Source organism: Mesorhizobium sp. NZP2234, assembly GCF_013170765.1.
GTDB classification, from domain to species: Bacteria; Pseudomonadota; Alphaproteobacteria; order Rhizobiales; family Rhizobiaceae; genus Mesorhizobium; species Mesorhizobium loti_D.
The window spans coordinates 2528276-2539853 of sequence record NZ_CP033364.1 but is presented as its reverse complement, the minus strand read 5'-3'; the positions used below and the strand labels follow the sequence as shown (position 1 = coordinate 2539853).

Below are 11578 nucleotides of genomic sequence, written 5' to 3'. Positions count from 1 at the left end.
CATGAACATCGGCCGGCGCCACACCACAAAAGCCTTTCCGTGGCGCCGGTCACTCTGGATCGCGTCCCTGCTGACACCGGCCCTGGTGGTCATGGTGCTGTTCGTGCTGTGGCCGCTGCTCTCGGCCTTCCGCCTTGCCTTCTACGAGTTCAACGGCTTGCAACCGACCGGATTCATCGGCTTTGAAAACTTCCGCAAGGTGCTGTTTGAACAGCCTTATAGCGGCTGGACCTACAATGCGCTGAAGCACAACATCATCGCTTTCGTGGCGCTGATGGTGTTCGAGAACGGCACCGCCTTCCTGCTCGCCTATTCGCTGTTGAAAGCCCTGCCCGGTCACCGCATCCACCAGGTCATCGTCTTTCTTCCGGTCGTGCTTTCGGCGGTCATCGTCGGCTTCCTGTGGAAGCTGTTCCTGCATCCGCTGTTCGGCCTGGTGAACCAGACGCTGGCGCTTGTCGGCATCGGCGCCGTCCCCTGGCTTGGCAATGAATCGACGGCGCTGGGCAGCGTCCTGTTCGCCAACATCTGGCACTGGCTCGGCTTCCCGACACTGGTGCTGCTCGCCGGCATGCAGCGCATCAGCAAGGAAGTGATCGAGGCCGCCCGCCTCGACGGCGCCGGCGACTATGTGCTGATGACCCGCATCATCTGGCCGCTGATCGCGCCCAGCGTCACCATCGTCACCATCCTGACCTTCATCGGCAGCTTCAACTGGTTCGAGATCCCCTATGTCATGGCCGGCCTCACCGGTTCGCCCGGCGGCGCGACGGACGTGCTCGGCCTCTATTTCTACCGCACCGCCTTCGGCTCGACGACGACAGGCATCCAGGATTTCGGCCAGGGCAGCGCGCTGGCCGTGATGATGTTCATTATCGTTGCCGGCGTCACCGCAATCGCGCTTCGCTACCTGCGCCGTCGTGAGATCGAACTGTGAGCACAGCGGTCGGCACCAGGGAAACAGGCGAGCTGTTGAAGAACGGCGCCATCCAGCTGATGCTGGCGATCAACGCCGTCATCATGATCTATCCGCTGTTCGTCATGGTGATGTCGTCCTTCAAGACCAATGCCGAGATCTTCAGCTCCCCCTTCGCCCTGCCGGCGCATTTTTCGCTGGCCAATGCCGAACGTGTGTGGAGCGAAACCAATTTCGTGCGCTACCTCGCCAATTCGGTGGGCATCACCGCGGCCGCGGTGGTGCTGATCCTTCTGTTCAGCACGATGGCGGCTTACGCGATCGCCCGCTACCAGTTCCGGCTGAGCGCGCTGGTGCTGATGTTTTTCCTGAGCGGCATGACCGTGCCGCTGAAGCTGGCGATCATTCCACTGTTCATCCAGCTGGATTCGCTTGGCCTGGTCGACAGCTATGCCGGCCTGATGCTGGTCTATGTCGCCATGGGCATTCCCTCGGCGGTGTTCATCATGACCGGCTTCCTCAGGACCTTGCCGCGCGAGCTGGAGGAGTCCGCTCGCATGGACGGCGCCAGCGAATTCCGCATCATGCGCTCCATCATGCTGCCGCTGGCGCGCCCGGCACTGGTCATCGTCGCGATCCAGAACGCGGTTCCGATCTGGAACGACTTCTTCTTCCCGCTGGTGCTGATCACCTCCGACAATCTCAAGACGCTACCACAGGGCCTCACCGTCTTCGTCGGCGAGTTCACCACCGACTGGGGCGTGCTGTTCACCGGGCTGACACTGGCGGCGCTGCCGATCACACTGCTCTATATCGTGCTGTCGAAGCAGTTCATTTCCGGCATCACCCAGGGCGCGGTGAAATAGGCGCGGGCAAACAAGCGAGGATCCTTTCAAGTGGCGAACCAGAACAAGATCATCATCACCTGCGCGGTCACCGGGTCGATCCACACGCCGTCCATGTCGCCGCATCTGCCGGTCAGCGCACAGGAGATCGCCGACGCCGCGATCGGCGCGGCCGAGGCCGGTGCGGCCATCGTTCATCTGCATGCGCGCAATCCCGCCGATGGCCGGCCCGACCAGTCGACCGAGGCCTTCGCGCCCTTCCTGAAAGTGATCAAGCAGCGCTCCGACTGCGTGGTCAACATCACCACCGGCGGCGCGGCGACGATGAGCGTCGAGGAGCGGGTCAAGCCGGCGGCGACCTTCGCGCCGGAGGTTGCCTCGCTCAACATGGGCTCGATGAATTTCGGCCTCTATCCCATGCTCGAACGCTTCAAGACCTTCGAGCACGACTGGGAACGGCCCTATCTCGAAGGCTCGCGCGACCGCATCTTCCGCAACACCTTTGGCGACATCGAACACATCCTGCGCACCTGCGCGGAAAACGGCACGCGTTTCGAGATCGAATGTTATGACATCGGCCATCTCTACACGCTGGCCCATTTCGTCGAGCGCGGCCTGGTCAAGGCGCCGTTCTTCGTCCAGAGCGTGTTCGGCATATTGGGCGGCATCGGCACGCATCCGGAGGATGTCGCGCATATGAAGCGCACCGCCGACCGCCTGTTCGGACAGGACTACCGATGGTCGGTGCTGGGCGCTGGCCGCAGTCAGTTGCCGATCGCCACCCAGGCGATTGCGCTCGGCGGCAATGTGCGTGTCGGGCTGGAGGACTCGCTGTGGATCGGCAAGGGCCAACTGGCGAAATCCAACGCCGAGCAGGTGATGAAGGTGCGCCAGATCATCGAGGGTCTCGGCGCCTCGGTCGCCACCCCCGACGAGGCGCGGCAGATCTTGCAGCTCAAGGGCGGCGACACGGTCTCTTTCTGAGGAACGACAAATGAGTGCGGTCACCATATCCGATGTCGAGAAGGCCTATGGCAAGGCGCGGGTCATCCACGGCGTGTCGGTTGATATCGCGTCGGGCGAATTCGTCATCCTGGTCGGCCCGTCCGGCTGCGGCAAGTCGACCTTGCTCAGGATGATCGCCGGGCTGGAAGACATCAGCGCCGGCGAAATCGCGCTCGACGGCAAAATCATCAACGACGTCGCGCCGAAATCGCGCGACATCGCCATGGTGTTCCAGAACTACGCGCTCTATCCACATATGACGGTGCGCGAGAACATGGCTTTCGCGCTGACCCTGAAGAAGACCGACAAGAGCGAGACCGACGCCAAGATCGCGCGCGCCGCGACGATCCTCGGGCTGCAGGATCTGCTGGACCGCTACCCGCGCCAGCTCTCCGGCGGCCAGCGCCAGCGTGTCGCCATGGGCCGCGCCATCGTGCGCGATCCCAAGGTCTTCCTGTTCGACGAGCCGCTCTCCAACCTCGACGCCAAGCTGCGTGTGCAGATGCGCACCGAAATCAAGGCGCTGCACCAGCGCCTGGGAACCACCATCGTCTATGTCACCCACGACCAGGTCGAAGCCATGACCATGGCCGACAAGATCGTCGTCATGAATGGCGGCATCGTCGAACAGGTCGGCGCCCCGCTCGATCTCTATGACCGGCCAGCCAATCTGTTCGTTGCCCAGTTCATCGGCTCGCCGTCGATGAACATCCTGCAGGGCCGCACGACGGCGGACGGCTTCACGGCCGGCGACGGCACCGTGTTTCCCTTGCCGGCGCTGGAACAGGGCGAAAGCGCTTCAGCCTGGGGCATCCGCCCTGAACATCTCAGGCTCGCCGACAGCGGCGTGCCGGCCGTGGTCGAAGTGGTCGAGCCGACCGGCTCTGAAACGCTGGTCATGGCCAGGGCCGGCAACAACACGCTGAGCGCGCTGTTGCGCGAGCGGATTCCCGTGATGCCTGGGCAGCAGGTTTTCCTGGCGCCGGACCTGACCCAATTGCATCTGTTCGACACCAAGGGTCGGCGCATCACGTCCACGGTCCAGTAGACGCAGGCACCATGCCGGAGTTTGCCGGGGCTAGCCTATCAAATGCCTGAGCAGACCCGCCGAAGCGACCCCGATCAACACGGTCGGCAGCATGGACAACCGCGTCGCGGCGACGAAGGTGATCGCCAGCGCCAGAAGGTCGGCTAGGTTCCGCGACACGAAGGCCGGCGCGATGACCGAGATCAGCACGCAGCCCGGTGCGGCTTCCATCACCACCGTGGCGCGCGCGCTGAGCACGCGGTTGCGCAGCACGACATAGCCGCCGATCCGCGTGAGATAGGTGACGCCGGCCATCAGCACGATGGTGAGCAGGGTTGCCATGCCGATCATGCGTCACCTGCCATCAACCAGGCAGCAAGCAGCCCCGACACCGCGCCCGCCGCGACATACCAGGCGCCGGGAACGAGGAGATAGGCAAGGGCTGCGACGACCAGGCTGACCAGCCAGGGCCGCGCCGCCGCCACGTTTTTCCACATGCCGCGCATCAGCACCAGGAAGACGGCCGGAAACGCCATGTCGAAACCATAGGTCTCGACATGGCCGAGCATCGGGCCGAGCAAGGCGCCCAGCGTGGTGAAGGCCACCCAGGTCAGATACATCGCCAGGGCCGCGCCCATGTAGTAGCGGGGGCTGAAGGCCGGAGTGATGCCCGCCGCGGCACGCCGTTTGGCGTCGGCCAGGCCCAGCGCCCAGCTTTCGTCGCACAGGAAGAACAGCGCCGGAAACACCTTGCCCCGCGGCAGGTCGCGCAGGAACGGCGCGAGCGCCGCCCCCATCAGCAGATGCCGGCTGTTGACCAGGAAGGTGATGGCGACGATGAGAAGGATATGCGGCGGTGACGTCCACAACTGGATCGCCGCGAATTCCGAGCCGCCGGCGAAATTCAGCCCGGTCATCATGGACAATTCGACCGGGCTCAGTCCTTTCTGGGTCGCCTGGGCGCCAAGCACCAGCGCATAGGGAATGGTACCGAACAGCACCGGCGCGCAGGATGCCACGCCGCGGCGGAACTCTGACCCCGAACCATCGCCCGCCGCTTCGACTGCCTGTGAAATGCTCATGGCTTGCCATCGGCCGGCCTCGCGGCCGCCGCTTCCCTGGGTTCGAACTCTCATGATACCGGCGGCAAATGTACCCACGTTTCTCCGCAATTTGGGTGCGAAGATTGTTGTATGTCGTTCAATTTTGGCATCTGATGTCACGCATGGCCAATAAAATGGAATTGTGAGCCATGAAGCTGGATGACATCGACAAACGCATCCTGCGCGCGCTGCAGCGCGACGGCCGCATGGCCAACAACGATCTGGCCAACGAGGTCGGCCTGTCGCCCTCGCCTTGCCTGAGGCGCGTCAAGCTGCTGGAGGAAGCCGGCGTCATCGACCGCTATGTCGCCGTGCTCAACCCGGCCAGCATCGGCAAGGGCCTCACCTTCTTCACCCGCATCTGGCTGAAGGCACAGGACGAGGACACGATCGAGCATTTCGCCACCGAAGTGGCCAAGCTGCCCCAGGTCATGGAATGCTACCTGATGCTGGGTGACTGCGACGCCATGGTGCGCATCGTGGCGGCTAGCATCGACGACTACCGCCGCTTCCAGTCGGAGCATCTGAGCCGCATCAAGGGCGTCCAGAACGTCAAGACCGACGTCCCCAGCCAGACGATCAAATACACGCTGGAACTGCCGATCTGACAGCGCCCGCAAGGCGCGGGGGCAGCTGGAAAACAGCGCCATTCCAAACTGGATAAAAAATGCAACCAGATTGTAGGATCGGCCTCGACGGAAGCGTCCTTCGGACGCAAGCAGCGCTCGGCGCTGCGCTCTGGCATGGGAGATTTGCATGAACCTTTCCTATCGTTGGGTCATCGTCGCGGCAGGCGCGCTGATGTCCTGTGTCGCCATCGGCACGATGTTTTCGCTGGCGATCTTTCTTGAGCCGATGGCGCTCGACACGCAGTGGTCGCGCGCCGGCATATCAAGCGCCATGACGCTCAACTTCCTGGTGATGGGCCTTGGCGGCTTCGCCTGGGGTGCCCTTTCGGACCGCTTCGGCGCCCGTCTCGTCGTGACGATCGGTGCCGTGCTGCTAGGGCTGGCGCTGATACTGGCCAGCCGCGCCGGCTCGCTCCTGACCTTCCAGATCACCTATGGCGTCCTCGTCGGACTTGCCGCCAGCGCTTTCTTCGCGCCGATGATCGCGCTGACCACGGGCTGGTTCGACACCCACCGCGGCCTCGCGGTTTCGCTGGTCTCCGCCGGCATGGGCGTCGCCCCGATGACGATCTCGCCCTTCGCCCGCTGGCTCATCTCGGCCTATGAATGGCGCGCCGCCATGTTCGATATCGGCATCATGGCCTGGGTGCTGTTGCTGCCGGCGGTGCTGTTGGTGCGCCAGCCGCCCAAGCCCCCTGTTGCCGATGTGGCTTCCGCGCCGGTCGCCGAGGGTGCGGGCATGAGCGTCGGCCAGGCGCTGCGCTCGCCGCAGTTCATCGTGCTCGGGCTGACCTTTTTCGCCTGCTGCGCGGCCCATTCCGGCCCGATCTTCCATATGGTGAGCTATGCCATGCTGTGCGGCGTCGCGCCCATGGCGGCGGTCACGATCTACAGTGTCGAGGGTCTCGCCGGCCTGGGTGGCAGGCTTCTCTACGGCGTGCTGGCCGACCGGATGGGCGTCAAGCCGGTGCTGGTCGCCGGCCTCGCGATCCAGGCGATCGTCATCGCCGCCTATCTCTCGATCAGCCAGCTCGACCAGTTCTATATGCTGGCCGTCATCTTCGGCGCCACCTATGGCGGCGTCATGCCGCTCTATGCCGTGCTGGCGCGCGAATATTTCGGCCAGCGTATCCTCGGCACCGTGTTCGGCGCCGCCACCATGCTGTCCAGCCTCGGCATGGCCTTGGGACCGCTCGCCGGCGGAATGATCTTCGACGCCTACGCCAGCTATCACTGGCTTTTCATCGGCTCGGCCCTGATCGGACTCGGAGCGGCGGGCATAGCGATAGCCTTTCCGCCGCTGCCGCGACGGGAATTGCAGGCGGCGTAGGAGCCGCTGTCTTCGAAACAACGAACGATCCCGGTTTTCAGCCGAGATCGTTCATTCGCGAAAAATGGCTTTGCAGCACGGTGCGAAACTTCTGCATCGTCTTTTCGGTCGTCTGCGCATCGGCCGCCGCGAAGCCCATGACAAGACCGTTCTGCTCCGTGCCATGGCGGTACTGGATCGACAACGCCGAGACGTTGATGCCTTGCTGGAGGGCCGCCTCGGCAACGGCCCTGTCGCTGCATCTGCCGCGGAAAATCCCGACGACCTGGATGCCGGATTCGGTCGTGTGGAAATCCAGCCATTCCCCGAGATGCCTTTGCGCGCTTTCCAGGAAGAACTGCCGCCTCTCCGCGTAGAGACGCCGCATGCGCCTGAGATGGCGGGTGAAATGCCCCTCATTCATGAAATCCGCGAGCGCGGCCTGGGTCAGCAACGGGGCGAACTGGCCGCTGACGCTCAGCGCCGAGACGATCGTGTGATCGATCGCCTTGGGCGCCACCATGAAGCCGAGGCGCATGGCCGGGAAAAGGATCTTGGCGAAGGTCCCGACATACACCACCCGGTTTGACGCGCCGATGCCTTGCAGGGCCGGGATAGGTTGTCCCTGAAACCGGTACTCGCCGTCATAGTCGTCCTCGATGATCCACGAGCGCCAGGTCTCGGCCATGTGCAACAGATTGAGCCGCTGTTCCATCGGCATGGTCATGCCGAGCGGGTGATGGCAGGAGGGTGTCACGAAAATCATGCGCGGAATGACAGGCGGCGGATCGAGGTTCCAGCCTGCATTGCTGACGCGCAGCGGCGCCAGTTTCGCCCCGGCCGAAACAAAGGCTGAACCGGCGCCATAATAGCCCGGCTCCTCCATCCACACCGTGTCGCCCTCATCGATCAGCAACCGGGCCAGCAGATCGAAGGCCGACTGGGCGCCATTGGTCACCACGATCTGCTCGGCGGTGCACTTCACCCCGCGCGAGGCGGTGAGGTAGCGTGCTATCGCCTCGCAAAGCGGCGGATAGCCTTTGACGTGATAGGTGCCGAAAAGATCGATATGCGCGAATTTGGCGCGGCGGCTGAGCAGTTTGGACCAGGTGTTGAACGGGAAATTGTCCGGATCCGGCATGCCGGGATGAAAGGCGAGCATGCCCGGCCGGCCATGATGATAGGGTTGGGCGAGCATCGTCTGCCCGCGCAGCGATAACGGATTGGCGTCCTCGACAGACACATGTTCCGCTGCCACTGAACGGGTCGGCAGGTCCATGACCACCGAAGGCCTGCGTGGCCGTATGGCCAGGTAGCCCTCCAGCGCGAGCTGGTCGCAAGCGGCAATCACCGTGTTGCGCCCCACATTCAGATCCCGTGCCATGACCCGTGTCGAGGGCAGCGCATGGCCGCTCGGCAGCACGCGCCGTTCGATCAGGCCGCGCAACTGGACATAGAGCTGCCGGTGCAGATTGACGGGACCGTCGCGATCCAGGGCGATGCCGTCGATGGGAAAACTGGTCTTCATCTGGTTCCCGAAAATCAATGGAATCTGGTTCTAACAATGGAACCAAAGGCGTCCTAGGCTCAAGAAAAAAGCGTTCGGATTCAGATGGGGCTGGCCGATGCAGTGCATGAAAGTGGGAGTGATCGGGGCGGGTGGCGTCGCCCAGGTCGAGCACATACCGAATCTGCTCAAGTTGCACCGGCAGTTCAAGATCGTTGGCGTCTACGATCCGTCGCGCAAGGTCCGTGCCTTCGTCGGCGAGGAATTCGGCCTCGAGACATTCCCTGATCTCGACGCGCTTCTCGCGATGCCGCTCGATGCCGTGGTCATCGCCTCGCCGGACGCGCTGCACCGCGAACAGACTCTCGCCGCCTTCGCCCGCGGGCTGCATGTCTTCTGCGAAAAGCCGCTTTGCTACAGCGCCGCGGACATCGACGAATTGATCGCCGCCAGGGATCGCGCCGGAAAGGTGCTCCAGGTCGGCTACATGAAGCGTTTCGACCCGAGCTACGAGGCGGCGCTGAAAATGCTGCCGGGCACGGCGCGGACGCTTCGCTACATTTCGGTCGAGGTCAACGATCCCGACGCCTGGCCCTTCATCCGGCACACCTCCACTTGCCGGGGTGACGACGTCGCGGAGGGGTTGGTTGCCTCGACCGAAGCCAAGCAGCGCGAGCAGGTGGACCGCGCGGTGCCCGGCATCGATGATCCCGAGGCCTTTCGAGGCTTTGTCGGCGCCTATTGTTCCTCGATTGTACATGACGTGAACGCTGTCCATGGGTTGCTCGATGCGCTCGGCGTCGCCGATGGCGAAATTGTCGGCGCCTCGCTTTTCGCCAGAGGCGAAGGCGGCCAGGGGACGGTCAGGCTGCTCGACGGCCAGGCGCTGTGGACCATGGTGCATGTCGCCATTCCGAAGCTGCCCGACTATCGCGAGCGCATCACGCTCTACTTCGACGACGCCTCGCTCGAGTTGGAATTCCCCTCGCCCTATCTCAACCACCAGCCGACGCGGCTGACGGTTCGCACCGGCCGCGGCCACACGCTTTCCAGCGCGGACATCCGCAGCGGCTACCAGGAGGCGTTCGTCGAGGAGCTGAAAGGCTTCTGGTCGGCGATCGTCGAAGGCACGCCCGTGCGCAACACCGCCGAGCATGCCCGCCGCGACATGACGCTGCTGGCCGGCCTCGCCCGCCATCACCTTGCCCAGTCGAAGCAATCAGGAGTTCGCCCGTGAAGGTTCGCATCGGCATCAATCCGATCACCTGGACCAATGACGACGTGCCGGAACTCGGCGGCGACACGCCGCTGGAGGTGTGCCTGGCAGAAACCAGGCAGGCCGGCTATTCCGGCACCGAACTTGGCGGCAAGTTTCCGCGCCGGTCGGCCGAGCTGAAGCCGATCATGCAGCGCCATGGCCTTGCGGTGGTTTCAGGCTGGTATGATGGCCGTTGCGACGAGAAGGATGTCGATGCGGAGATGGATGCGATCACGCCGCATCTCCAACTTTTGAAGGATATGGGCTCGACTCATGTTGTCTATGCCGACACCTCGCGCGGGCGCCACAACGCCATCTGGGGGCCGATCTCGCAGCGCCCGGTCCTCAGCGCGGAGGAATGGCCGGCCTATGGCCGCAAGCTGACGGCGCTGGCCGAACGGATGGCGGATTTCGGCGTGCGCATGGCCTTTCACCACCATATGGGGACCATCGTCGAGACCGATGCCGAGGTGGCCCTATTGATGCGCCACACCGGCCAAGCGGTCGGCCTGCTCTACGACACCGGCCATTCGATCTTTTCGGGCGGCGACCCGCTGGCCCTGATCAAGGCGCAGGTCAAACGCGTCGTGCATGTGCATTGCAAGGACACCCGCAAGGCCGTGCTCGAGCGTGCCCGCGCCAGGGACATGAGTTTCATGGGCGCGGTCATGGAAGGGATCTTCACCGTTCCCGGCGACGGCTCCATCGACTATCCCACTATTTTGCGCGTGCTGGCCGACAATGGTTACAGCGGCTGGCTGGTCGTCGAGGCCGAGCAGGATCCCAGCAGGGCGATCCCCCTGACCTATGCGACAATGGGCTTCCAGAACCTGTCGCGCATGGCGAAGGAAGCCGGATTTACCGTCATTGAATGATTGGGGCCGCGTGCGGCCCCCAGGGAACCAGTGCTGAGGAATGGAACTGGAATAAAGGGGCAACTGGAACCGCCGACCGTAATTGCGGCGGCGGAAAACAAACAGGAGGTTCTATGTTTTCGCTTGCGAAATTAGTAAAGCCTGCGCTTGGCCTGCTGGCCGGCTTCACGATGATGGCGGCGGCCACGACCCTTGCGGCCGCCGACGAGACGCGCGTGGTGTTCGTCACCCATGGCCAGAGCGGCGACCCCTACTGGTCGGTGGTCAAGAACGGCATGGACGATGCCGCCAAGACCCTGGGCGTCAAGGCCGAATATCTGGCGCCCGAAACCTTCGACATGGCCAAGATGGCGCAGATGATCGACGCCATCACGGCCTCGAAGCCCGACGGCATGGTTGTCTCGGTCCCCGACGCGGCCGCCCTTTCGACGCCGGTCAAGAACGCGGTCGCCGCCGGCATCCCGGTGATCGTCATCGATTCCGGCGGCTCGAAGCTCACCCATGACCTTGGCGGCCTGCTGTTCATGGGGCAGGATGAATTCCAGGCGGGTGTCATGGCCGGAGAGCGCATCAAGGCGCTCGGGCTCACCAAGGCGGTCTGCGCCAACCATGAGGTCGGCAATTCGAGCCTTGACGACCGCTGCGCCGGCTTTGCCAAGGGTCTGGGGGTCGACGTCCCCGTGATGAACGGCGTCATCGACCCGACCGAAATGAAGAACCGCGTGATCGCCTACATGACCGCTCATGCCGACACACAGTTCATCCTCGCCGTCGGCGCCAGCGGCGCCGAGCCAACGCTGGCCGCCCTTGATGAAATGGGCCTCTCGGGCAAGGTGAAAACCGGCACGTTCGATCTCTCCCCCACGATCCTGCAGGCCGTCGTCGCCGGCAAGATGGAATGGGGCATCGACGCCCAGCAATATGCCATGGGCTACATCCCGGTCGCCATGTTCGACCTCTGGAAGAAGTACAAGATCATGCCGATCGCCGACTATCCGACCGGCCCCGGCTTCGTCACCAAGGACACCGCCGCCTCGGTTATCGAGCTGTCGAAACTCGGCAAGCGCTGACATTGGCGGCCGGGGCTTCGCTCCGGCCGCTTTT

General features: G+C 63.7%; 12 protein-coding genes. 9 read left to right on the top strand and 3 right to left on the bottom strand.

The window, feature by feature from the left end; translation table 11 throughout:
• The first annotated feature begins 1 nt into the window (after position 1).
• From EB230_RS12480 to ugpC, 4 genes are read left to right on the top strand one after another with little or no spacing between them, the layout of a single operon-like run.
• Positions 2-937, top strand: coding sequence for a sugar ABC transporter permease (locus EB230_RS12480; protein WP_056578502.1), 936 nt, complete (start codon positions 2-4; stop codon positions 935-937).
• Positions 934-1782, top strand: coding sequence for a carbohydrate ABC transporter permease (locus EB230_RS12475; protein ID WP_172372511.1), 849 nt, complete (start codon positions 934-936; stop codon positions 1780-1782). Before EB230_RS12480 ends, EB230_RS12475 begins: the two co-directional genes overlap by 4 nt.
• Before the next feature lie 30 nt (positions 1783-1812).
• On the top strand, positions 1813-2745 hold the full coding sequence (locus tag EB230_RS12470) for a 3-keto-5-aminohexanoate cleavage protein (protein WP_172372509.1): 933 nt from the start codon (positions 1813-1815) through the stop codon (positions 2743-2745).
• Between the two features lie 10 nt (positions 2746-2755).
• Positions 2756-3814 (top strand): sn-glycerol-3-phosphate ABC transporter ATP-binding protein UgpC, encoded by a 1059-nt coding sequence (ugpC, locus tag EB230_RS12465; protein ID WP_056578511.1) that lies wholly within the window; start codon positions 2756-2758, stop codon positions 3812-3814.
• 30 nt (positions 3815-3844) lie between these two features.
• Here the strand turns inward: ugpC and EB230_RS12460 are convergent, their stop codons facing one another.
• Together EB230_RS12460 and EB230_RS12455 are read right to left on the bottom strand one after the other, a co-directional pair.
• Positions 3845-4144 carry an AzlD family protein gene (locus EB230_RS12460; protein ID WP_172372507.1) on the bottom strand — a complete coding sequence of 100 codons (300 nt, stop codon included), beginning with the start codon at positions 4142-4144 and terminating at the stop codon, positions 3845-3847.
• Positions 4141-4875: an AzlC family ABC transporter permease gene (locus tag EB230_RS12455; RefSeq protein ID WP_172372505.1), complete on the bottom strand. Its 735-nt coding sequence runs from the start codon at positions 4873-4875 to the stop codon at positions 4141-4143. Before EB230_RS12455 ends, EB230_RS12460 begins: the two co-directional genes overlap by 4 nt.
• A gap of 170 nt (positions 4876-5045) precedes the next feature.
• Here EB230_RS12455 and EB230_RS12450 point away from each other — a divergent pair, with 170 nt between their 5' ends.
• Complete coding sequence (locus EB230_RS12450; protein ID WP_056578518.1) at positions 5046-5504, top strand: Lrp/AsnC family transcriptional regulator; 459 nt, start codon at positions 5046-5048, stop codon at positions 5502-5504.
• Positions 5505-5652: 148 nt separating this feature from the next.
• Complete coding sequence (locus tag EB230_RS12445; RefSeq protein WP_172372503.1) at positions 5653-6855, top strand: MFS transporter; 1203 nt, start codon at positions 5653-5655, stop codon at positions 6853-6855.
• 37 nt (positions 6856-6892) lie between these two features.
• Here EB230_RS12445 and EB230_RS12440 read toward each other — a convergent pair whose 3' ends face one another.
• Positions 6893-8362, bottom strand: coding sequence for a PLP-dependent aminotransferase family protein (locus tag EB230_RS12440; RefSeq protein ID WP_172372501.1), 1470 nt, complete (start codon positions 8360-8362; stop codon positions 6893-6895).
• 106 nt (positions 8363-8468) lie between these two features.
• On the opposite strand from EB230_RS12440, the gene EB230_RS12435 reads away from it, so the two are divergent.
• The 3 genes from EB230_RS12435 (at position 8469) to EB230_RS12425 (ending at position 11544) form a co-directional block, all read left to right on the top strand.
• The gene (locus EB230_RS12435) at positions 8469-9578 is read left to right on the top strand and encodes a Gfo/Idh/MocA family oxidoreductase (RefSeq protein ID WP_246738939.1); all 1110 of its coding nucleotides are present in this window, start codon (positions 8469-8471) and stop codon (positions 9576-9578) included.
• Complete coding sequence (gene iolE, locus EB230_RS12430; protein ID WP_172372498.1) at positions 9575-10474, top strand: myo-inosose-2 dehydratase; 900 nt, start codon at positions 9575-9577, stop codon at positions 10472-10474. Before EB230_RS12435 ends, iolE begins: the two co-directional genes overlap by 4 nt.
• Before the next feature lie 113 nt (positions 10475-10587).
• Positions 10588-11544 carry a sugar ABC transporter substrate-binding protein gene (locus tag EB230_RS12425; RefSeq protein WP_172372497.1) on the top strand — a complete coding sequence of 319 codons (957 nt, stop codon included), beginning with the start codon at positions 10588-10590 and terminating at the stop codon, positions 11542-11544.
• Positions 11545-11578: the final 34 nt, after the last annotated feature.

Bases quoted from the DNA above. Each gene is read 5' to 3' on its own strand.
- EB230_RS12480 (WP_056578502.1), top strand. From the start codon at position 2: ATGAACATCGGCCGGCGCCACACCACAAAAGCCTTTCCGTGGCGCCGG.
- ugpC (WP_056578511.1), top strand. From the start codon at position 2,756: ATGAGTGCGGTCACCATATCCGATGTCGAGAAGGCCTATGGCAAGGCG.
- EB230_RS12460 (WP_172372507.1), bottom strand. From the start codon at position 4,144: ATGATCGGCATGGCAACCCTGCTCACCATCGTGCTGATGGCCGGCGTC.
- EB230_RS12455 (WP_172372505.1), bottom strand. From the start codon at position 4,875: ATGAGCATTTCACAGGCAGTCGAAGCGGCGGGCGATGGTTCGGGGTCA.
- EB230_RS12450 (WP_056578518.1), top strand. From the start codon at position 5,046: ATGAAGCTGGATGACATCGACAAACGCATCCTGCGCGCGCTGCAGCGC.
- EB230_RS12445 (WP_172372503.1), top strand. From the start codon at position 5,653: ATGAACCTTTCCTATCGTTGGGTCATCGTCGCGGCAGGCGCGCTGATG.
- EB230_RS12440 (WP_172372501.1), bottom strand. From the start codon at position 8,362: ATGAAGACCAGTTTTCCCATCGACGGCATCGCCCTGGATCGCGACGGT.
- EB230_RS12435 (WP_246738939.1), top strand. From the start codon at position 8,469: ATGAAAGTGGGAGTGATCGGGGCGGGTGGCGTCGCCCAGGTCGAGCAC.
- EB230_RS12425 (WP_172372497.1), top strand. From the start codon at position 10,588: ATGTTTTCGCTTGCGAAATTAGTAAAGCCTGCGCTTGGCCTGCTGGCC.